Origin of the sequence: Actinoplanes nipponensis, from assembly GCF_016862275.1 — a bacterium.
Lineage (GTDB): Bacteria > Actinomycetota > Actinomycetes > Mycobacteriales > Micromonosporaceae > Actinoplanes > Actinoplanes nipponensis.
Genome location: NZ_BOMQ01000008.1, coordinates 444,720 through 465,945, shown reverse-complemented (window position 1 = coordinate 465,945; position 21,226 = coordinate 444,720). Strand labels below are relative to the sequence as shown.

General features: G+C 73.1%; 15 protein-coding genes. 5 read left to right on the top strand and 10 right to left on the bottom strand.

Features of this window, described 5'->3' with window-relative positions; all coding sequences use genetic code 11:
* Nucleotides 1–9 precede the first annotated feature (9 nt).
* Nucleotides 10–471 (bottom strand): hypothetical protein, encoded by a 462-nt coding sequence (locus Ani05nite_RS03315; RefSeq protein ID WP_239129185.1) that lies wholly within the window; start codon nucleotides 469–471, stop codon nucleotides 10–12.
* A 106-nt stretch (nucleotides 472–577) separates the two neighbouring features.
* A complete protein-coding gene (locus tag Ani05nite_RS03310) occupies nucleotides 578–3,133 on the bottom strand; it encodes a winged helix-turn-helix domain-containing protein (protein WP_239129182.1) in 2,556 nt (851 codons plus the stop codon).
* A 376-nt stretch (nucleotides 3,134–3,509) separates the two neighbouring features.
* On the opposite strand from Ani05nite_RS03310, the gene Ani05nite_RS03305 reads away from it, so the two are divergent.
* Complete coding sequence (locus Ani05nite_RS03305; RefSeq protein ID WP_203764472.1) at nucleotides 3,510–4,871, top strand: diacylglycerol/lipid kinase family protein; 1,362 nt, start codon at nucleotides 3,510–3,512, stop codon at nucleotides 4,869–4,871.
* A gap of 85 nt (nucleotides 4,872–4,956) precedes the next feature.
* Here the strand turns inward: Ani05nite_RS03305 and Ani05nite_RS03300 are convergent, their stop codons facing one another.
* Nucleotides 4,957–5,208: a hypothetical protein gene (locus tag Ani05nite_RS03300; protein ID WP_203764471.1), complete on the bottom strand. Its 252-nt coding sequence runs from the start codon at nucleotides 5,206–5,208 to the stop codon at nucleotides 4,957–4,959.
* Nucleotides 5,209–5,567: 359 nt separating this feature from the next.
* Between Ani05nite_RS03300 and Ani05nite_RS41745 the strand changes: the two genes are divergently transcribed.
* The gene (locus Ani05nite_RS41745; RefSeq protein ID WP_203764469.1) at nucleotides 5,568–8,255 is read left to right on the top strand and encodes a winged helix-turn-helix domain-containing protein; all 2,688 of its coding nucleotides are present in this window, start codon (nucleotides 5,568–5,570) and stop codon (nucleotides 8,253–8,255) included.
* Here the strand turns inward: Ani05nite_RS41745 and Ani05nite_RS03290 are convergent.
* Nucleotides 8,248–8,745, bottom strand: a complete 498-nt coding sequence (locus Ani05nite_RS03290; protein WP_203764466.1) for a DUF7144 family membrane protein — start codon at nucleotides 8,743–8,745, stop codon at nucleotides 8,248–8,250. The two genes, Ani05nite_RS41745 and Ani05nite_RS03290, sit on opposite strands and share 8 nt — an antisense overlap.
* A gap of 424 nt (nucleotides 8,746–9,169) precedes the next feature.
* On the opposite strand from Ani05nite_RS03290, the gene Ani05nite_RS03285 reads away from it, so the two are divergent.
* Complete coding sequence (locus tag Ani05nite_RS03285) at nucleotides 9,170–9,502, top strand: hypothetical protein (RefSeq protein WP_203764463.1); 333 nt, start codon at nucleotides 9,170–9,172, stop codon at nucleotides 9,500–9,502.
* Here the strand turns inward: Ani05nite_RS03285 and Ani05nite_RS03280 are convergent.
* Nucleotides 9,493–10,773, bottom strand: coding sequence for a threonine/serine exporter family protein (locus Ani05nite_RS03280; protein ID WP_239129180.1), 1,281 nt, complete (start codon nucleotides 10,771–10,773; stop codon nucleotides 9,493–9,495). The two genes, Ani05nite_RS03285 and Ani05nite_RS03280, sit on opposite strands and share 10 nt — an antisense overlap.
* Nucleotides 10,774–10,965: 192 nt before the next feature.
* Here Ani05nite_RS03280 and Ani05nite_RS03275 point away from each other — a divergent pair, with 192 nt between their 5' ends.
* Together Ani05nite_RS03275 and Ani05nite_RS03270 are read left to right on the top strand one after the other, a co-directional pair.
* Nucleotides 10,966–12,465 carry an MFS transporter gene (locus Ani05nite_RS03275; protein WP_203764460.1) on the top strand — a complete coding sequence of 500 codons (1,500 nt, stop codon included), beginning with the start codon at nucleotides 10,966–10,968 and terminating at the stop codon, nucleotides 12,463–12,465.
* Nucleotides 12,466–12,500: 35 nt separating this feature from the next.
* The gene (locus tag Ani05nite_RS03270; protein WP_203764457.1) at nucleotides 12,501–13,619 is read left to right on the top strand and encodes an aminopeptidase P family protein; all 1,119 of its coding nucleotides are present in this window, start codon (nucleotides 12,501–12,503) and stop codon (nucleotides 13,617–13,619) included.
* 48 nt (nucleotides 13,620–13,667) lie between these two features.
* Here Ani05nite_RS03270 and Ani05nite_RS03265 read toward each other — a convergent pair whose 3' ends face one another.
* The 5 genes from Ani05nite_RS03265 to Ani05nite_RS03245 form a co-directional block, all read right to left on the bottom strand.
* Nucleotides 13,668–15,008, bottom strand: a complete 1,341-nt coding sequence (locus tag Ani05nite_RS03265) for a dipeptidase (protein ID WP_203764455.1) — start codon at nucleotides 15,006–15,008, stop codon at nucleotides 13,668–13,670.
* Nucleotides 15,009–15,013: 5 nt separating this feature from the next.
* Nucleotides 15,014–15,457, bottom strand: a complete 444-nt coding sequence (locus tag Ani05nite_RS03260; RefSeq protein ID WP_203764451.1) for a hypothetical protein — start codon at nucleotides 15,455–15,457, stop codon at nucleotides 15,014–15,016.
* Complete coding sequence (gene gadC, locus Ani05nite_RS03255) at nucleotides 15,454–16,932, bottom strand: glutamate/gamma-aminobutyrate antiporter GadC (RefSeq protein WP_239129177.1); 1,479 nt, start codon at nucleotides 16,930–16,932, stop codon at nucleotides 15,454–15,456. The genes Ani05nite_RS03260 and gadC overlap by 4 nt, the downstream gene beginning before the upstream one ends.
* Before the next feature lie 96 nt (nucleotides 16,933–17,028).
* The gene (gene ppk2 / locus Ani05nite_RS03250; RefSeq protein ID WP_203764447.1) at nucleotides 17,029–17,880 is read right to left on the bottom strand and encodes a polyphosphate kinase 2; all 852 of its coding nucleotides are present in this window, start codon (nucleotides 17,878–17,880) and stop codon (nucleotides 17,029–17,031) included.
* Nucleotides 17,881–17,897: 17 nt separating this feature from the next.
* Nucleotides 17,898–20,717, bottom strand: a complete 2,820-nt coding sequence (locus tag Ani05nite_RS03245) for a cation-translocating P-type ATPase (RefSeq protein WP_203764445.1) — start codon at nucleotides 20,715–20,717, stop codon at nucleotides 17,898–17,900.
* Nucleotides 20,718–21,226 lie beyond the last annotated feature (509 nt).

Sequence of the window (21,226 nt, the reverse complement as noted above, 5' to 3'; positions counted from 1 at the left end):
TTTCGTCTGTCAGCTGGGGCGCCGGGGTGCCGGCGCCCGCGGGAGGTCACTGATCGCCGCGGCCAGGTAGGGACCGACCACCTGCAGGCGGTCGTCCGTGGCGGCGGCGACCTCGATCCAGGACCCGTCCCAGACTTTCAGCACCACCCCGATCGGCCGCGGCCCACACCACCGTGGAGCCTCGTGGAGCAGGTGGTGCACGCCGTCCACCGGCAGCTGGGCCCGCAGCGGGATGGTCCGGGCCGGCCCCGGACCGCGGCGGACGACCAGGACGTCGTCGTCCCACAGCGCCCACAACGGCCGGGACCAGCGCCGGCCCAGCGCCGGCCAGATCGCGGAGCGGTGACCCCGGATCCGCAGGCGGCACCGGAACGCGGCGCCGGAGTCCCGGAACCGCTGCCGGCTGCGCCGTGCGGCGATCGCGATGGCCGGCGCCCCGAAGAGGATGCCGAGAGCGAGCAGTGTCCACACGACCGAGCTCCTTCCACTGGGTGCCCGGGTCCTATGCTTCGCGTCGTGGGATCACCGCACGCCATCCGCCACGAGTGAGTCCGCGCCGTGGCCCGGGCCGCCGGGCTCAGAGCAGACCCAGGGAACGGGCGCGGCGTACCGCCTCGTTGCGCCGGGAGGCGCAGAGTTTGCGCAGGATGCTGCGCACGTGGGTCTTGACGGTGTTGATCGACACGTACAGCCGGGCGGCGATCTCCTCGGTCGGCAGCATGGCCGCGATGCCCTGCAGCACCTCCATCTCCCGCCGGCTCAGCGGCTCGACCAGCAGCGGGCCGGTGTCCGGGGTCCGCGGCCGGCCGTCGCCCCGGGCGGCGCCCTGCAGGACCCGGTGCTGCTCGGCGAGGTCGTCGTCGTCGCGCAGCAGCCGGCGCAGTTGCGCCCAGACCTGGTGCACGGAGCGCCGTTGCGCCTCCGGGATGGCATGGCGCAGCGCCTGCCCCAGCGCCGTGCGCGCCTGCTCGACGTCGCCGTCGTGGGCCGCCACCGTGGCCATGACGAGCCAGCTCTCGACCACCACGGGCGACGGCAGGCCCACGGCGGCCAGGACCGGTCGGAGCACCTCGCGAGCGCGCTCGGCATCGCCGACGGCGACCAGCGCCGCGGCCTGCGTCACCCGGACGCCGGGCAGATCCGGCGCGGACAGGGCGTCGATCAGGCCGAGCGCCTCGCCGGGACGGCCCACGGTGATCAACAGCCGGGCGCGGGCCAGCACGATCTCCCGGGTCAGCCAGAACGGCGCCGTCCCGGCGTCGGCGTCCTCCAGGAGTTTCGCGGCCCCCCGCAACTCGCCCCGGGCCTGCAGCCGCCGCGACTTCACCAGCGCCATGGCCGCGGTGGTCAACGGGGCGGTGCCGGGCCCGTGCCGCTGGTCGGCGATGCGCAGGTGATGGCCGGCGCCGTCGACGTCGTACCGTTCCATCGCCACCCAGGCCAGCGCGATGTGAGCGGTCACCGGCCGGCGGCCGGCGGGCACGCCGCATCGCTCCGCGAGGTCGATGGCCTCGTCGGCGAGCCGCTCGGCGTGCCCGAGGCGTCCCCGGTGGGCCTCGATCAGAGACAGATGTTCAAGACACGCCATCCTGGGTATATGGGCATCCGGAGTTTCTTGCGCGATGGCGCGGGTGAAGGTCACGGCTGCCGCGTCGATGGCGCCTCGATGACTTTGTGCGCGGCCCTTGGCCGCCAGCAACAGCACCGACAGCTCCGGATGTCGGCCCAGGTGGTCGGCCGGGACCTGGGCCAGCGCCTCGTCGGCCGCCGAACCGCAGGTCAGTACCTGCTCCTCGGCGCCACGGGCGTCAGCCAGCAGGACCCGCAGCACGAGCTCCGACACCACCACGGCAAGCTCGCCGACGGGTGCGCCCGGGCCCGGGCGGACCCTCAGCAGGTGCCGGGCGCAATCGTCGGCGGCGCCGTCGGCCAACGCGAGCGCGCCGGCCACCAGCGCCGCCTGCGGCGAGTCCCGGACGGCGGGCAGCTGCCGCAGCACCGAGCCCAGCCGGCCGGCACTGCCCTCGATCAGCAGGCGGCCGATCGCGTAATGATCGATGACGACCTCGGCCGCGGTGTCCCAGTCGGCCGCCTTGGCCGCATGGCTGACCGCCTCCACGGTCTGTCCGCGCTCGGCGAACCAGGCGGCCGCCCGGCGGTGCAGAGGACGCAACCGTTCCGGCGCGGCGCAGAGCAGCTGCGCGAACAGCAGCTCGGCGAAGAGCCGGTGGAAGCGGTACACCGCCGAGAACTCGGCGCTCGGCTGCACGAACGCGTTGCGCCGTTCCAGGTCGGCCAGGATCCCCCGGGCGTCGGCCCGGCCGCTGACCGCCTCGGCCAGCTCGGCGGAGAAGGTGTCCAGGATGCTGATGTCCAGCAGGAACGACCGTACGTGGGCGGGTTGCGTGCGCAGCACCTCGTCGAAGAAGTACTCCGCGATGGTCGCCTCGTTGCCGGTGATGGTGTCGACCACGTCATCCGCGTCCTGCCGGCCCTGCAACGCCATCGCGAACAGGCGCAGTCCGGCCGCCCAGCCCTCGGTGTGTTCCAGCAGTGAGGACAGTTTGGGCGCGCTGAGGTGCACGCCGTGCAGGCCGAGGAGCTTGTCGGCCTCCTTGGCGGTGAAGGCCAGGTCGGCGCTGCGGATCTCGAGCAACCGGCCGGCGAGGCGGTACCGGTGGGTCGGCAGGGGCGGATCCCACCGGCCGATCAGCACCAGCCGCAGCAGCGGAGCGGTGTGGCGCAGCACGAACTCCAGCTCGGTGGCCCACCGGGTGCCGGCCAGGTCGCAGACGCCGTCGAGCACGAGCACCGCGGGCCGGTCCAGCCGGGTCAGCTCGGCGGCCAGCCGGACCAGGAAGGACCGGTCCACCGGAGTGGTGACCGAGGACGACGCGAGCGACCGGGAGATCTCCAGGCCGGCGCCGCGCAGCGCCTCGACGACCATGGTCCAGAAGGGACAGGTCTGGTCGCCGTCCTCGAGGGTGATCCAGGCCACCGGGTCGGTCGTCGTCAGCTCGCTGACCCAGGAGGCCACCAGCTGCGTCTTTCCGCTGCCCGGCGGTCCCACGACCATGGTCACCGGGGCATCGCTGCGGCGCAGCCGGTCCACCAGCCGGGGCCGGGTGACCACAAAGGGCGGACGGTCGGGAACGGTGAATCGGGACCTCAGCAACGGATCCGCGGTCGTCGCTCGGTCGGTCTCCGAAATCATGGCGAACGGCACAGCACGCACGGGACCCCCTTCCGTGGGCGCAAATCAGAACCCCAGCTTCTCCGGGCGGGCGAATGAGCACATCCTCCGAATCGGATAATCCGGCCGTCCCCCGCTTCGGGCACCGGAGCCGTCGGACCGCAGCGCAGGGCGCCCGTGGCGTGCGCGAACGCCGGAGTGACACCGGTGACGCCGGCGCCGGCGCGGGGGTCACCCGGTTCATCCGGCATGCATGAGGCAGCCGTCCGTCACGGGCGGCGACACTGCCACCAGACCCCGCACCGACGGAGGCGACATGACCAGTGATGCCCGATACGCCGCTCCGGCCGGAGTGCCGGCGGCGACCGCACCGTCCCGGCCGGCCGAGCGCTGGCTCGCCCGGCTCGCCTTCCTGTTCGCCGCCGCCGCCACCGTCCTGGTGCTGCTCGTGGGCATCCTGGCAGGGGTGCTGCTCCTGGCCGTGGCCGCCATCGGCATGGCGGCCGGGCTGGCCGGGGCCTGGTGGTTCCTGACCCACCGCGGACTGTGGCGCTGGTGCGCCGGAGCCCTCGTGGTGCTGGCCCCGCTGGCGGTGGCGGTCCTGTTCGCCGTCCACCATCAGATCAGGGTGGTCGTGGCCCTGGCGCTGCTGTGGTCCGGCGCCCTCGCGGCGGGCCGGCGCGCACTGGCCGGATCGAGCCCGGCGGCGGGACCGGTGGAGGTCGAAGCGCCCCCGCCGCGCCGCCCCTTCCTGATCATGAACCCCCGGGCCGGTGGCGGCAAGGTGGAACGGTTCGGCCTGGCCGGACGCGCCCGGTCGCTGGGCGCCGAGGTGGTGTTGCTGGGCGGACCGCACGAGACGGACGTGGCCGACCTGGCGCGGCAGGCGGTGCGCGACGGGGCCGATCTCCTCGGCGTCGCCGGCGGGGACGGCACCCAGGCGCGGGTGGCCGCCGTCGCGGCGGAGCTGGGCGTGCCGTTCCTGGTGATCTCCGCGGGCACCCGCAACCACTTCGCGCTGGACCTGGGGCTGGACCGGGAGGACCCGGCGACCTGCCTGGACGCGCTGACCGACGGCGTCGAGATCCGCGTCGACCTGGGGCGGGTGGGCGACCGCACGTTCGTCAACAACGCCTCGTTCGGGGCGTACGCGGCGGTCGTGCAGAGCGCCGCGTACCGCGACGACAAGATCGGCACCGCCCTGGACCTGCTGCCCGACCTGCTCGCCGCGCACCGTGGACCGCGGCTGAGCCTGCGGGCGGCCGACACCGTCCGGACCGCGCCCCAGGCCGTGCTCGTCAGCAACAACCCGTACGGCTCGGACGACATCGCCGGGCTGGGCCGCCGGCCCCGGCTGGACGGTGGCGTGCTGGGCATCCTGGCGATCACCGTGCGGGACGCCGCCGACGCGGCCGGGCTGATACGGGGGCGCCGGTGGGCCCCGGAGTCCCTCTCCGTGCTCACCGCGACCGAGGCCGTGGTGGACGCGGATGTGCCGTCGCTGCCGGTGGGCATCGACGGTGAGGCGGTCACGCTGCCGACGCCGGTACGGTGCACGATCCATCCGGCGGCACTGCGGGTGCGGGTGCCGCGCGACCGGCCCGGGGTGCCACCGGCGCGGCCGGAGCTGGACTGGGCGCGTCTGCGCCGGCTCGCGCTGTCCACGGGCGGCCGCTGATGCCCTGGCCCACGGTGCCGGAGCCGGACGCCGGCGCTGGTGCACCAGGAGCCGCCGATTCGGGGGCGACCCGTACCGGCGGGGATCAGTGTCGGGCCGCCAGGCTCGCCGGCCCGTCGGGGTCCGCCCGCCGACCGTCGGGGACGGACCGTCCATCGTCTCCGGCCGGCTGCGACCACACCCGTTCGAGGCGCACACCGCGCCGATCGAGCGCGTGCAGGAGGTCCTGCAGTTCATCGGCGGACAGCCGCGCGCGAATGGTCGTGAACCGGTTCACCGCCACGCACTGCAGGTCGGCGAAGGCCGTCCGCAGCACCGGTCCGAACAGGCCCTGCACGTGGATCTCGTAGCGAACGTTCATGACATCGGATCTCCAGATCTGGTGAGTTCGGCGTACGTCCGTGCTCCCGATGGTCCGCCCCGCACCGCCGGCGCAGGTCATCCATGACGGGTGGACGAGTAATCCAAGATCAAATATGGGTATTGCCACGGCGGCTCATTCGTGGTGCCCTTCCTGAGCAAACCGCAAGGTCCACAGGAATGTGCTGGTCGCGGAGGCCGAAGCAGTCCGCCCGCCGCGTCGCGCACCACTGCAGCAGGACCCCGCCGCGGCTCGGCGCGGGGTGTCGCATCTGAGCCCGGCACGGCGCCGGGCCTACCGCGCGAAGGGCTGTGGAACGTGTTCGAGGGGGGAACATGGCAATGCAGAACGGTGAGGCGCATCATCAGGAGACGGTCCCGCCAGTCCGAACGGACGCGGCACTGTCCTCACCCAGGCTGTCCCGCCCGCGCGTCGAGCGGTCCCGGCTGTACCGCCCGCGGCTGACCGACCTGCTGGACTCGGGGGTGCGCCGGCTGGTGACCCTGGTCAGCGCGGGTCCGGGCTGGGGCAAGACCACGATGGTGGCGGCGTGGGCCGCGACCCGGCCGCTTCCCGTCGCCTGGCTGACGCTCGACCCGTACGACAACGATCCGCAGATCTTCGCCACGCACGTCCTCGCGGCCCTGCGGTCGACGGCGGCCGCGGCGCCCGGACGGGTGCCCGGCGACATCGACGCCCTGCTCGGCGACCACATCGGCCGGATCCGGGCGCTGGGCCGCGTGATCGGGCGACTCCGGATGCCGGTGGTGCTGGTCCTCGACGACTTCGACGTGATCCACGACCGCGGCCTGGTGCGCGACCTCGGTCAACTGCTCCGCCCGCCCCAGGAGGACCTCCGGCTCGTCCTGATCAGCCGTTCCGAGCCGGCCGTCCCCCTGCACCGGCTGCGTGCGGCCGGCGAGCTGAGCGAGATCCGCACGGCCGATCTCGCCTTCACCGTGGCGGAGGCGACCGAGCTGCTGAGCGGTCAGGGGGTGCTCCTGCCGCCGGACGAGGTCGCCTTGCTGGTGCGGCGGACCGAGGGGTGGGCGGTGGGACTGCAGCTCGCGGCGGCGTTCGTCGCCGGGCCGGGCGGTGGGTCCGTCGCCGACTTCACCGGTGACCTGCGCCCCGTCGACGAGTACCTGTCCGGGGAGGTGCTGGCCCGCCAAACCCCCCAGTTGCGGGACTTCCTGCTGTACACCAGCGTCTGCGAACACCTCTGCGGCGAACTGGCCGACGCGATCACCCTCGGCACCGCGGGGCAGCGCATGCTCGAGGAGCTCGAGCAGGTCAACCAGTTCGTCGTCCGGCTGGACTCCCGGCCGTCCTGGTTCCGCTACCACCACCTCATCCGGGACGTGCTGCAACACCGTCTGACGGTCGAGGCCCCGGAGATGGTCGCCGAGCTCCACCGCCGTGCCGCGGGCTGGTACGCCCGGCACGACCTCGTCGTCGACGCCCTCGGGCACGCGGTCACCGCCAAGGACTGGACGTACGTCGGCCGGCTCCTCGTGGACGCCGCACCGATGATCCTCTCGCGCGACCGCGGGCGCCTGGTGAAGGTCCTCGAACAGATCCCGCCGGCGGAATTCGCCGGCACCGCCGAGCTGGTGCTGTGCGCGGCCGTCCTGCTGTTCAACGCCGGTGACTACGCCGGCATCCGGGAGCGCCTCGGGGAGGCACAGGACATGCTGGCCGGCCGGTCAGCCGACGAGCGCCAGGCGATCGAGGTCTCGATCCGGGCGCTGCGCGGGGCGGTCGACCGGGCCGAGGGTGACATGGCGGCGTTGAACGACGAAACCGTCAGCCAGCTCACCGCGCTCGCCCACGTGCCGCCCGCGCGGCTGCCCGCGACGATGCAGTACCGGGCCATCGCGTTGAACAACCGGGGTGTCGGCCTGCTGTGGACCGGACGGCCCGAGGCCGCCGAGCGGTATCTGTCGATGGGGTCGACGGCGGCGTACACCGCCGGCGTGGACCTGGTCGAGATCAACGCTCTCGGCCACCTCGCCCTGCTGGAGGTGATGTTCGGATCGGTCCGCGAGGCCGAGCGCCTGGTCCGGGTGGCCCAGGAGAAAGCCCTGCGCGGCGGCTGGACGAACTCGCTGCAGGTGGTGGCCACGCACCACGCCGCGGCGCTGGTCGAGCTCGAGCGGTGCCGGCCGGGGCGCGCGGAACGCGCGTTTCAGCACGGTCTGCGCGCTCACCGCAGCGACCCGGAAGCAGCACAGTGGAAGATGTCGCTGGGCCTCGCGGCCCGGCTGGCGATGGACCAGGGCCGGCTGCCCAGCGCACGGGCCTTTCTCCAGGAAGCGGCCGTGCCGCGCTATCCCCGGGCCCGGATGCCGGTGATGGATCGGTGGTTGCTCGCGATCGAGTCCGAGCTGGACCTGCTGTCCGGCCGGCCGGACCTGGTGCGGCAGCGGTACGCCGGCCCGGCCCGGCCGGGCACGCTGACCCTGTCCGAACGCAACCTGCTGGTGCGGGCCGCCCTCGCCGACCGCGACCTCGCCTTCGCCCAGGCCATGCTGGCCGAGCGGGGGTCGCTGATGTCGGAGACCGTGGCGACGGTCGAGGCACGCATCCTGAGCGCGCTGGTGTCCGAGGCGACCGGCAGCGGGCTGCGGTCCGGCGACATGCTGGCCCGGGCGATCACGATGGCCGCGCCCCAGGGCATCCGGCGCCCCTTCCTCATCCTGGCCGGGGGCCGGCTCGGCGCGCTCCTCGCCCGGCAGGGCCTGGTGACCGGGGAGCACGCCGCGTTCATCGCCGATCTGCTGCGGATGGTCGGCGCGACCGGGCCGGCCGAGGCCGCCCCGGTCGGCGTCACGGCGCTCAGCGACCGGGAGACCGAGGTGCTGCGGTACCTGCCGACCATGTTGACGGCCGCGGAGATCGGCGAGGAGCTCGGCGTGTCCGTCAACACGATCAAGGCGCACATGCGGGCGATCTACCGCAAGCTCGGCACGCCGCGGCGGCGGCAAGCCGTGGCCCGGGCGCGCGAGCTCGGACTCATCTAGGCGCCCGGCCCGCGCGCAACGCCTTGGCCTCCGGTCCGTGCACGACCAGCGCGTAGATGGCGATGACGTCGAAGGCCACCACCAGCACGGTCCAGTACGGGTAGGCCGCCACGAACCCCAGGTTCACCAGCGCGTTCAGCCCGGCGGCCAGCACGCCGATGGTCCGGCCCCACCGGTACCCGGTCAGCACCCCGTACGCGCCGGCGACGAGGGCCAGCCCCAGCCCGATCAGGGCGATGCCCCAGGCCGGGTAGCTCACATCGACGGCCAGGCCGGTGGTGGACGCCCCGTAGAAGTCGTCGTCGAGCAGCGCGACCAGGCCTTGGGCGATGGTGATCAGCCCGGCGGAGAGCATGATGATGCTGATGAACAGGACCCAGCCCAACCACGCGGTCGCCCGGGCGGTCAGCGGCGCCGGCGGCGCGAGGTGTGCGGGGGCCCCGTCCCGGCGTTCCTGCTCGGTGCCCGCCGGCGGGTGTCCATCGGTCATCACGTCCTCCTGGGATCGGTGCGGCTGCCGGGTCGCGCCGAGCCTGCTGGATGCGGCGGCCCCCTGCCTCATCCGGCCGGGATGACCGCCGTCCGGATCTCCGGCGTCGGCGGCGCCGGACGCGGCCAATCACCCGTCCGGGATGAGGGTCCGCTCGCCGGCGTCTGGCTGACTGGAGGAACGCCGGCGACCGCGATCCGCGGCGCAAGCGCCGGGCACACCGTGGGGGGACTGCCCGGCGTCATCCAAGCGCGACCGTCCCGTAGTCAGCGGCGCGCTCCCCGGGTCCAGGTGCGTGTGGGCGCACCGTCGACCGGCCGGGTGCCGGCCCGCCGCTGAGCGGGCCGGCACCATCCCCGCCGCCCCGCGCTACGGGAGACACTTGCCGGTCGCCATCTTGGCGCGGTACCAGTACGGTGTCCACGTGTTCTCGCCCGGTGATCGGTGTCCTGCGCGAATCGAGCTCAGCGACTTCCAGCTTCTTTGGCTCAGGCGGCGTCCCTACGCCACCCAATCGGTGCGGCCCGACTACGAGTGTCAGCTGGAGTTTCGCCACAACGGTCCGCACGGCGCCCTCGGCCAGCAGTGCGACGAGATCGAGTGGTGGGTCCGCTGGACGCTGCGGGCGTCGACGGTCGATCAGGTCACGGCGTGTCCCGGGGTCCGCGATCAGCCCGACGATCCCCAGGACGACGAGACCTGCCTGCTGTTCGAGGGTCATCCCGGGCGTCACTCGTTCGATCTGGGTCAGTGGTGAGGGCGCCGGCGGGTCCCGCCGGCCCGGAGCCGGTCGATCGAGCGGGTCAGGGACCGGAAGAGCGGCCGGCCGCAGAGCACGCCGAGGGCGACCGCCACCATTGAGCCCACCGCGCCGACCAGGTCCTCCGCTCCCCGCACGACGTCGCGGCTGAGGTACTCGGTCATCCCGATCAGGCTCAGCGCACCGGGCACGAGCAGCCAGAAGCCCGGCAGGAAGGACACCAGCGCGGGCGGGCCGGACGGCGCCCGCTCCACCGCGTACGCCACGACGGTCAGGACGATCGCACCGACGAACCCGCTGAGGTATCCGCCCAGGACGAGGCCGCCGAGGTACTGGCCGATCCAGCCGGCGTAGAGCACCAGGCACAGCCAGCCCAGCGACCCGGGTGGGCCGGAATGCAGCAGATAGCTGCCGACGCCGACGACCAGCGCGCCGATCCAGGGGGCCCAGCTGCCGAGCGCGGCCGGCGCCGCCTCCCCCGCCGGAGCGGCCACCGGCGGGCTGACCGTCTGCGCCGCGCCGATGATCCCGAAGGCGAGCAGGAGCAGCTGCAGGGTGCCGGTCACCAGCCGGCTGGAACCGGTGATCATCTCGGCGGCGGCGATCTCCACCACCGCCATGGTGAGCATGGCGCCGGGCAGGAAGGTGACCAGCGGGGCCACCATGGCCCGCAGATCAGCGTGGGCCCAGCCGGTGTCCGCCAGCAGGAAGGTGAGCGCGGCGACCGCGAACGCCGCGCCGACCGGCATGATCATCTGTATGCCCGGGAAGCGCGCCCCGGTCAGCTTCAGGGCCCCGACCAGCACGCCGAACACCGCGGCGAGGGCCAGGTCGCCCCAGGTCGGCTGGAGCACCAGGCAGATGCCCACGGTCAGGACGGCATGCCCGAGAACCCGCACGGCGCGCCCGAAACGGGGAGCCATGTCGACCAGGGCCCGTACCTGCCGGCTGCCCCGGTCCGGCGGCAGCAGGCCGCGCTCGGCCGACCGCAACACCTCGAACAGGGCCGCGGTCTGGTCGAGCCGCAAGCCGCCGCGGAGCTGACCGGTCGGCTCCAGCGTCGCCGGCCGGCCCGGTTCGAGCGCCACCACCAGGTAGGTGGGTGTCACGCTGACCCGCGCGTGCGGGGCGCCGTAGGCCGCCGCGACCCGGCGCAGGTGCTCCTCGATCTGGTTGACGGCTTCGCCGGCAGCGGTCAGCGCGCTGCCGAGGAAGAGCAGGAACTGCTGCAGATCCTCGGTCTGCGCGTCCGTCCGGTCCGTCGCCACGGACAGGACGCTAGGCGTCCGCCGGCCCGTTCCGCCTCACCGCGCCGGGATGATCCGTACGCGCCCGAGCTGTCGTCCCGCGCGACCATCCGCGCCGAGTGAGGCCCGCGCGGCAGCCGGTCGCCAAGCTGGAACGCGGGCGTGACCGTGATCCGCGGAGGGGGAAGCCATGTCGAGAACGGGTGACAGCTGATGGCCGGGCTCGGTACGACCCGGGACGAGGACCGCGCCGCCGGGCGGGGCGTCCTGCTCGCGGCCTGCGTCTCGGCGCTGGTGGTCAACGCGAACACCTCCGCGGTGACGATCCTGCTGCCGGCGATCAGTGCGGACCTGGACACCACGGTGAGCCTGCTGCAGTGGGCGGTCACCGGATACATGCTGGTCGGGGCCGCGGTCATCGTGACCGCGGGCGCGATGGGTGACGTCTTCGGCCGCCGGCGTATCTTCGTCGGGGGCCTGATCCTGTTCGCCGCGTCGTGCGTCCTCATCGCCCTGTCCGGCGGCGCCGCCGGGGTGATCGCCGGCCGGATGCTGCAGGGCGCGGCCGGTTCGACCCTGCTCGCCTGCGGCATGAGCCTGCTCTCGGTGGCTTCCTCGGGGGCGGGCCAGCTGCGCGCCATCACCTTGTGGGGGGCGGCCTCCGCGGTCGGTGCGGCCGCCGGCCCGCTCATCGGCGGACTGCTGGCCGACACGGTCGGCTGGCAGGGCCTCTTCTGGATCGACGCCACCATCGCCCTCGCCTGCATCCCGCTCACCCTGCGGACGGTGACGGAATCGCGGGATCCGGACCGGCCCCGCTCGATCGACCTGCGGGGCACCATGCTCATCGCGGTGGCGCTGGTGCCGCTGGTGCTCGCGCTCAGCGAAGGCGCCGACTGGGGCTGGTTCTCCCTGCCGACCATCGGCTGCCTGGCGATCTCGCTGCTCGGCGCGGCCGGGTTCGTGGCCGCCGAGCGCCGGGCCGCCGCGCCCCTGGTCGACCTGAAGCTGTTGCGCAACCGGGTGGTGGTGGGCTCGACGCTGGCCATCCTGCTCGTCGCCGGCGCGATCAACGCCCTGATGTACACCCTCAGCCTGTACTTCCAGGACCCGTCCGGGTTCGGCATGAGCGCGCTGGAGGCGGGCTTCGCCACCCTGCCGGCCGCCGCGGCGATGATCGCCGTCACCCCGCTCATCACCCCGCTGGCGGTGCGGATCGGCACCCGGCAGGCTGTCGCGCTCGGCTTCGGGCTCGCCGCGCTCGGCTGCGCGGCGCTCGGTTTCGTCACCGCCTCCTGGAGCTACGCCGCGTTCGTGCTGCCGCTCGCGGTCACCGCGATCGGTCTGGGCCTGGCCAACGGGCCCGCCTCGGCGGCGTCCACCGCCGCTGTCGCCCCGGCCGAGGTGGGGCAGGCCTCCGGCATCTCCAACATGGCCCGCTACGTCGGCGGATCGCTGGCCGTCGCCGCCGCGGCCACCGTGTCGACCGCGGTGTCGGCGTCCCGTGCCGCCGAGGGCGCCCCGGCCGCCGACGCGCTGGCGGCCGGGCTGTCCCGGTCGTCGCTGCTGCTCGCCGGCACGGCGCTCGCCGGCATCGCGCTGGCCGTGCTGATGGGCCGGCACCGCGGCGAGCCCGACTCCGCTCTCAGCCGTTCCGCCGCCGCGGCGGCGGCCAGTCACACCATTCCGACACAGCCGGCGCGGCACCGCTGAGGCGGGCACCACGCCGGCGAGAGGAGGCCCGTCCGATGACGACCAGCCCGTTCCACCCGAAGGACTACGTACGCCGCATGGAACGTGCGGTCGCCCAGGCGGGCGACGCCGGGCTCACCGGGCTCCTGGTGAGCCCGGGGCCCGATCTGGCGTACTTCACCGGCTATCAGCCGACCGCCATCACCGAGCGGATCACGCTGCTGATCCTGGACGTGGACCGCGATCCGGTCATGCTGGTGCCGAAGCTCGAACGCCCGGACGTCGAACCCGCCCCCGGCGCGACCGGTGTCTCGCTGGTCGACTGGGCCGACGGCGACGACCCGTATGCGGTCGTGGCGAGGTTGCTGGACCCCGCCGGCCGCTACGCGGTGTCCGACTCCGCCTGGGCGATGCACCTGCTCGGACTGCAGGAACGGCTGCCCGACTGCCGCTACAGCGCGATGACCGGCGTGCTGCCGATGCTGCGGGCGGTCAAGGATCCCGACGAGGTGCACCGCCTGGCCGTCGCCGGGGCGGCGGCGGACGCGGCCTACGAGCAGATCGTCGGTGTCCGCTTCGCCGGCCGCACCGAGCGCGAGATCGGCGCCGACCTGGCCGGATTCCTGCGCGAGCAGGGACATTCGCAGGTGGACTTCACCATCGTCGGGTCGGGGCCCAACGGCGCCAAGCCGCACCACGAGATGGGTCAGCGGACGGTCCGGGACGGCGACATGGTGATCCTGGACTTCGGCGGTCTGTGCGAGGGCTACGGATCCGACACCACCCGCACGGTGCACGTCGGCCCGGCGACGGACGAGGAGATCGAGGTCTTCGACCTCGTGCGCCGAGCCCAGCAGGCGGCCTTCGAGGCGGTCCGCCCGGGCGTCGCCTGCCAGGAGATCGACCGGGTGGCGCGCCGGGTCATCGACGACGCGGGCTACGGCCGGTACTTCATCCACCGCACCGGGCACGGCATCGGGCTGACCACGCACGAGCCGCCGTACCTGGTGGAGGGTGAGTGGCGCCCGCTGGTGCCCGGGATGTGCTTCTCGATCGAGCCCGGCGTCTATCTGCCCGGCCGCTTCGGCGTCCGGATCGAGGACATCGTGACGGTGACCGAGGACGGCGGCCGGCGGCTGAACAACACCCGGCACGAGATGCACATCGTCTCGTGAGCGGCCGGGGGCGGCGGCAGCACCGGTGCTGCCGCCGCCCCCGGGGATTCAGCGGGACCCGTACCGTTGCAGGAACAGGGCCTCGGCGAGCGCCATCCCGGCGATCTCATCGGGATGGACGCTCTCGTTCGGCGCGTGCATGCGGCACACCGGATCCTCGACGCCCATCAGGATGATCTCGGCGTGCGGGTAGGTGTCGGCGAAGACGTTGCAGAGCGGGATGGACCCGCCCTGGCCCAGCTCGGTCATCGGCCGGCCGAACGCCTCGCCCATCGCGGCGGCGAGCGCGACATAGGCCGGTCCCCCGGTACGGGCCCGGAACGGATGCCCCACCGCTTCCCGTTCGACCGTCACGTGCACGCCCCACGGCGCCACGGCGTGCAGCTGGCCGGCGAGCGCGTCGTAGGCCTTGCCGGGATCCAGCCCCGGCGGGACGCGCAGGTTGAGCCGGGCCCGGGCGTGCGGCTGGATCGCCGCGGCCGAGCCGACCACCGGCGGGCAGTCGATGCCCAGTACGGTCACCGCCGGACGGGCCCAGATCATGTCCGTCACGGAGCCGTCGCCGAGCAGGTAGACCCCGTCGAGCAGTCCGGCGTCGGCCCGGAACCGATCGGACGGATAGTCCTCGCCGGACCAGATCTGCGTGTTGTCCAGCCCACTGATCGTGGTGTTGCCGGCGCTGTCGCGCAGGGTCGCCAGCATCTGCACGAGAGCGGCCAGCGCATCCGGTGCGGCGCCGCCGAACATGCCGGAGTGCACCTCCGAGGCGAGCGCCTCGACGCCGACCACCACGTTGACCATGCCGCGCAGGCTGACCGTCGCGGCCGGCACGCCGACCGCCGCGTTGCCTGTGTCGCACACCAGGATCGCGTCGGCGCGCAGCAGCTCGGCGTTGCGGCCGACGAAGTCCTCCAGCCCTCCGGTGCCCTGCTCCTCGGAGCCCTCCACGATGAGCTTGAGGTTGACCGGGCACTGGTCGGCCAGCGCCCGCAGCGCCGTCAGATGCATGACGATGTTGCCCTTGCAGTCGGCGGCGCCGCGGCCGTACCACCGGCCGGCCACCTCCGTCAGCGTGAACGGCGGCGTGTGCCAGGCGTCGTCGTCCAGCGGCGGCTGGACGTCGTAGTGCGCGTAGAGCAGGACCGTGGGCGCGGCCGGATCGGCGGCCGGCCGCGCGCCGTAGACCGCCCGGCTTCCGTCGGCGGTCTCCGCCAGGCGCAGGTCGGTGAACCCGACCTGCGCGAACTGGTCCAGCACCCACTGGGCCGCCCGGGCGCACTCCTGCGCCGGGAACTGGCGCGGGTCGGCCACCGAGGGGATCGAGACCAGCTCGGCCAGGTCGGTGCGGGCCCGGGCCATCAGCCCGGCGATGCGGTCACGCAGTTCCATCCGGCTCACCCCTGGGCCACGTCGGCGTATGTGAGGCCGTCGACGACCTCGGTGAAGTTCTCGAGCTCCTCCGGGCAGTACACCTTGATGGCCAGCAACTGGCCCCGCAGCACCTTGTGGTCGGCGATCACCGGCCGGGCGCCGGGACCGCCGGCCCCGTTGGTCAGCGCGCCGTACAGCGCCGCGCGGTTGAGGGCGGAAGCCGGATCGGCGCAGAGCGCTCCCCCGTCGTCGCCCAGCACCTGGACGATCCGGTCCCTGGACGGTGTGCCCAGGCCGTTCGCGGACAGTTCGGCGATGTACTGGTCGGCCTTCTCCTCCGCCCGGGCGTCCGAGCGCGCCGAGCCGAACATCAGCAGGGCCACGCCGGTGAGCAGCAGGAGCGCCACGGCGAGCACGATGTACGTGGTCCGGCGGGTCCGGTCCGTATCGTTGACGGTCGCTCTCATGCCGTCGCCACCTCCTCGTCGGTCGTGGTCTTCCAGGACGGCTTGCGCAGCCGGTAGAACAGGTAGGGCACGAGCAGGCCGAGGCCGAGCGCGCCGCCACCGACGATGAGCAGGTAGACCCAGATGTTGCCGGAGCCGAACTGCGACGGCGGGACGAAGCCGATCAGCAGGGCGGCCAGCGAGGCGGCGAAGCCGACGCCGCACAGCCCGGTCAGCATCGGGGCGCGGTACCCGCGGGGATGGTCGGGCTGCTGCCGGCGGAGCCGGACGGCGGCGATGAACATCAACAGGTACATGATCAGGTACACCTGCGTGGTGATCACCGAGAAGATCCAGTACGCGCTGGAGACGTCCGGGATCAGCGCGTACCCCAGCGCGATCACCGTGGTGATGATGCCCTGGGTGACCAGGATGTTCTGCTGCACGCCGTGCTTGTTGAGCTTCTGCAGGAACGGCGGCAGGTAGCCCTCCTGCCGGGAGATGAGCAACAGTCCCCGCGACGGGCCGGCCAGCCAGGTCAGCATGCCGGCCAGCGAGGCGGTGACCAGCATGATGCCGAGGATCGGGGTGAGCCACTGGATGCCGAACTCGGCGAGCACCGCGTCGAACGCCTGCATGATGCCGGCGGTCAGGGAGAGCTCCTCGGCCGGCACGATCCAGCTGATCGCCAGCGCGGGCGGGATGAAGATGAGCAGCACCAGGCCCATGGCCAGGAACATCGACCGGGGGAACTGCTTGGCCGGGTCCCGCAGTGAGCCGACGTGGACGGCGTTCATCTCCATGCCGGAGTACGACAGGAAGTTGTTGACGATGAGCACCAGGCTGGCCAGGCCGGCCCAGGCGGGCAACAGGTGGTCGGCGGTCATCGGCGCGGCGGACTCGTTGCCCTGCCCCAGGAAGACGAGGCCCAGCGTGACCAGCAGCACGCCGGGGACCAGGGTGCCGATGATCAGGCCGCTGCTGGCCAGCCCGGCGACGCCCTTGGTGCCGCGCGAGGAGACCCACACCCCGGTCCAGTAGCACACCACGATGACGATCGCGGTCCACACGCCGCTGGAGGCCAGGTCGGGGTTGATGACGTAGGCCAGCGTGGCCGCCACGAAACCCAGCAGGCTCGGGTAGTAGAAGACCGTCATGGCGAACTGGCACCAGACGGCGAGGAAGCCCATCGGCTTGGAGATGCCCTCGCTGACCCACCGGTAGACGCCCCCGGACCAGCCCGAGGCCAGCTCGGCCGAGACCAGGGAGGTGGGGAGCAGGAACACCAGGGCGGGGATCAGGTAGAGGAAGACGGCGGCCAGGCCGTACACGGCCATGGTGGGTGACGGCCGCAGGCTGGCCACCGAGCTGGTCGTCATGAGGGCCAGGGCGACCCAGGAGATGTAGGCGGCCTTCGGCGCCCGGGTGGTGCCCGCGCCGGACTCCGCGCCGGGTGGCCGGGCCGATCGGCTGGCGGGGACGTCTTTCGTGCTCACGATGACTCCTCCGATTCGACTGATGCAGCCATGCTGAGGGGCGTCCCCGGCGGCGCGGTTCATCCGCCCGGGGCGAGAACGACGCAACGACAGGCGTCAGTACGGCGCCGGGATGTACCGCAGCGGCATGGCCGGCTTGCGGTACCCGTCCGCCTTCTGCCGCTTGGGCAGGCTCACCTCGCGGTGCGGCAACGGCTCGTACGGGACGTTGGCCAGCAGATGGGTGATGATGTTGAGCCGGCCGCGCTTCTTGTCATCGGTGCGGGCCACGTACCAGGGCGCCCAGGCGGTGTCCGTGGCCCGGAACATCTCGTCGCGGCACCGCGAGTACTCGTGCCACCGGCTGTAGGACTTGAGGTCCAGATCGGACAGCTTCCACACCTTGCGCGGATCGTCGATGCGGCTCTGCAGGCGCCGCGTCTGCTCCTCGGCGCTGACCTCCAGCCAGTACTTGAGCAGGATCACGCCGGAGCCGACGATGGCGCGTTCCACGTCCGGCGCCGCCTGCAGGAACTCGTCCGCCTGGGCCCGGGTGCAGAAGCCCATCACCGGCTCGACCCCGGCGCGGTTGTACCAGCTGCGGTCGAAGATGACCACGTCGCCGGCGCCGGGCAGATGCGGCACGTAGCGCTGCAGGTACATCTGCGAGCGCTCGCGCGGGGTGGGGGCCGGCAGCGCGACCACCCGGAACACCCGCGGGCTGACGCGTTCGGTGATCGCCTTGATGGTGCCGCCCTTGCCGGCGGTGTCCCGGCCCTCGAACACGACACAGATCTTCGCGCCGGTCGCCTTCACCCACTCCTGCAACGCGACCAGTTCGCCGTGCAACCGGCGCAGTTCGCGGCGGTACTCCTTGTTCTTCATCCGCGGGCGCGCCGGATCGCCGTCGCCGGGCGGCGCGTCGGTCCCGGCGGGTCCATCATGGACGGTCCTTTTGTGCTTGGCCATGGCGCTCTCCTCAGCGTTCAGCGCAGTACGGGCGGGGTGGGACCGACAACCGGCGGACGACCGCGTTCCGGGGCGACGGCCCGCAGCGGGTCGGTGACCTTCCCCGGCAGGCGCCGCCGGCGGACCAGCTTCGCCGTCTCGACCGTCACCGGCAGGGCCAGCGCGAGCGCCAGGCAGGCCAGCCACTGCGGGCCGGTCAGCGGCTGGGTCTGCAGGCTCTGCTGCAGGAAGTCGACGCGGGTGGCCAGGATCAGCAGGGCCACGGTGACCAGGCCGATGGCGGCCGCTCGGCCGATCGGCGGCAGCAACCCGGAGGCCGGCTCGCGGCGGTTGGTGACGGCATTGCCGACCGTGCCCAGCCCGAGCACCACGAACGCCATCGTCATGGCGGCGCTGGGCGCGTCGGCCCGCGGCTGGTCCGGACCGGCGACCAGCGGCACCAGCGCGGCGCCGAACAGGACCGCCGCGTAGCCGAGCCAGAACAGCACGGCCCGCCGGTTGGTGATCGGCACCGCCGGGTCGCGCGGTGGCCGGTCCATGACCTGCGGGTCGCCCGGATCCACGGCGATGATGACCACGCCCACGGCGGTGGCGAACAGGAACAGGTAGAGCACCATCGACGGGGTCAGCGCCACGCCCTGGTTGATGTTGAACGCGGTGGCGGCCACGAAGAGCATCACCAGCGCGAGCAGCTGGGTCATCTGGTAGCGCACGTACGCGACGATCTTCTCGTACACGCGCCGGCCGATCCCGACCGCGCGCACCAGCGTCCCGAAGTTGTCGTCGGTGAGGATCATGCGGGCGGCCTGCTTGGTGACCTCGCTGCCGCTGCCCATGGCGACGCCGATGTCCGCCTGTTTCAACGCCGCCGCGTCGTTGACCGCGTCACCGGTCATGGCCACGACCCGGCCGTCCTGCTGCATCACGCGGGCCAGCCGCAGCTTGTCCTGCGGGGACACCCGGCCGAAGACGTGCAGCTCGGGCAGCCGCCGGGTGAGCTCCTGGTCGGACAGTTGCCGCAGCTCGGTTCCGCTGATCGCGCCCGGGCCGAGGCCCAGCATGCCGGCGATCGCCTGCGCCGTCACCGCGTGATCGCCGGTGATGACCCGGACGTCGATCCCGGCCCGCAGGGCGATGCGGACCGCGTCGTGGGCCTCGGGCCGCAGCGGATCGATCATGCCGACCATGCCGACGAAGCTGAGCGTGGTGGTCAGCGACATCGGGTCGCGCTCCAGCGCCGGCAGCTCACCGGGTTCGACGAGCCGGGCCGCGAAGGCGATCACCCGCAGGCCCTGCGCGCCCATCCGCCGGTTGGCCGCCTCGATCGCCTCCCGGACGTCGCCGATCGGCTGTTGCCGCTCGTGCAGCGGCCCGCCGGCGCTGTCGCAGCGGGCCAGCACCACATCCGGCGCGCCCTTGACCAGCTCGATGATCCGCTCCCCGCCGTCGACCGGGTACCGGTGGAACGTGGCCATGAACTTGTAGTCGGAGTCGAACGGCACCTCGGCCAGGCGCGGGTAAGCCCGCCGCGTCTCCCCGGCGTCCACCCCCAGCTTCGCCGCCAGTACGACCAGCGCCGCCTCGGTGGGGTCGCCGACCACGGTCCCGTCGTCCGACACCGTGGCGTCGCTGTCGAGCACCAGGCCCAGCCCGATCCGCGTGAAGTCGGGCACGGGCGTGCCGGCCACCGAGGTGACCGCCCCGACCTTGCGATAGCCCTCGCCGGCCACGGAGAACCAGGAGCCCTCGGTGTAGAGCACCGAGACCATCATCTGGTTCATGGTCAGCGTGCCGGTCTTGTCGGTGTTGATGGCGCTCGTGGCGCCGAGGGTCTCGACATCGGTGAGGTTCTTGACGATGGCGCGCGCCGCGGCGAGGTTCTTGGCGCCGTAGGACAGCAGCCCGGCGACGAACGCCGGCAGGCCGGTCGGAATGGCGGAGATCGCCATCGCGGTGCCCAGCAGCAGCAGCTGGTCCAGGCCCAGGCCGCGCAGCCACCCCACGATGACGATGAACGCGACGGCGGCCCAGGCGACGATCCCGAGCACTTTAGTCAGCGTGTCGAGCTCCCGCTGCAGCGGCGACCGCGTCCGCCGGACCTCGGTGAGCATGGTCGCGATCCGGCCCATCTCGGTCTGCATGCCGGTGGCCGTGACCACCATCGTCGCCGTACCCCGGGTCACCGACGTGTTCTGGAACAGCATGTTGGCGCGGTCGCCCACCGCGACCTCGCCGGCCGGCAGCACGCCGGCGTCCTTGGCCACGGGCGCGCTCTCGCCGGTCAGCGCCGCCTCCTGGGTCTCCAGGGTGGCCGAGCGCAGCACCCGGCCGTCGGCCGGGACGAGGTCGCCGGCCTCGAGCCGGACGATGTCACCGGGCACCAGGTCCACCGCCGGCAACTCGGCGACCTCACCGTCCCGCAGCACCCGGGCCGCCGGCACCTGCATCTTGGCCAGCGCGTCCACGCTGGCCCGGGCGGCGAGTTCCTGCCGGGCGCCGAGCACCACGTTGAGCGCCACGAGCAGCGCCACGATGAGCGCCGTCGAGAGCTCGCCGATCACGATGGCCGCGACCACGACGATCACCAGCATGACGTTCATCGGATCGCGCAGTTGCTGCAGCGCCACCGCCCAGGTGGACGGCGGCTTCTCCTCGGCGATGCGGTTGGGTCCGAAGTGGCGCAGCCGGTCGGCCGCCGCCGCGCGGTCCAGCCCGCGCCCGGCGTCCGTGCCCAGCTCCGCCACCACCTCGGCCGCCGCGCGGGCGTACCAGGGTGGCCGGTCGACGACGGCGCCGGACCGCTGCTGATCGATCGTGCTGCTGGTGGCTTCGGTCATCGTGCGCCTCCGGGGTACGGGCGGGTGGGTCCCGCCCGGCGTACTGGTTCACCGTCACGTCCGGCGGGCGCGGACCCCTCACCCCGCGGTGATGGTTTTCGCCGCCGCGGCGCACGCCGGGCCGTTCCCGCGGACCGGCCCCGGCACGCGGCCGACCGCCGTTCACCCCCGGCAGATGACGTGCCGGGGCCCGCGCGCCCGGCATCCTCACGCCATGGGAGGCCGGGCACCGCGGGTACCTCGCGCACCTGATGACCGAGCACCGGACGACGGGGAGGCCGATGGGCGGATCGCCCGGCGACACCGCGGACCGCGGCGTCGTCCGGGCCGGGCCGCGGCCCCGCTGGCCGTCCTGGTCGTGGTGGCCGCCCTGCTGACGGCGTCGTGGGGCGCTCTGCGGGGATACCGCGCCGAGGACCTGGCCGCGGCCAGGGAGCAGCAGCGGCCCTCGTCGGTGGTCGTCCATCTGCGGGACGACCCGTCCGGACAGCACGGTGCTCCCGGCTGCG

Excerpts from the sequence above, each read along its gene's own strand:
- Ani05nite_RS03260 (WP_203764451.1), bottom strand. The coding sequence starts at position 15,457 with ATGAGAGCGACCGTCAACGATACGGACCGGACCCGCCGGACCACGTAC.
- Ani05nite_RS03245 (WP_203764445.1), bottom strand. The coding sequence starts at position 20,717 with ATGACCGAAGCCACCAGCAGCACGATCGATCAGCAGCGGTCCGGCGCC.
- Ani05nite_RS03270 (WP_203764457.1), top strand. The coding sequence starts at position 12,501 with ATGACGACCAGCCCGTTCCACCCGAAGGACTACGTACGCCGCATGGAA.
- ppk2 (WP_203764447.1), bottom strand. The coding sequence starts at position 17,880 with ATGGCCAAGCACAAAAGGACCGTCCATGATGGACCCGCCGGGACCGAC.
- Ani05nite_RS03305 (WP_203764472.1), top strand. The coding sequence starts at position 3,510 with ATGACCAGTGATGCCCGATACGCCGCTCCGGCCGGAGTGCCGGCGGCG.
- Ani05nite_RS41745 (WP_203764469.1), top strand. The coding sequence starts at position 5,568 with ATGGCAATGCAGAACGGTGAGGCGCATCATCAGGAGACGGTCCCGCCA.
- Ani05nite_RS03265 (WP_203764455.1), bottom strand. The coding sequence starts at position 15,008 with ATGGAACTGCGTGACCGCATCGCCGGGCTGATGGCCCGGGCCCGCACC.
- Ani05nite_RS03290 (WP_203764466.1), bottom strand. The coding sequence starts at position 8,745 with ATGACCGATGGACACCCGCCGGCGGGCACCGAGCAGGAACGCCGGGAC.
- Ani05nite_RS03275 (WP_203764460.1), top strand. The coding sequence starts at position 10,966 with ATGGCCGGGCTCGGTACGACCCGGGACGAGGACCGCGCCGCCGGGCGG.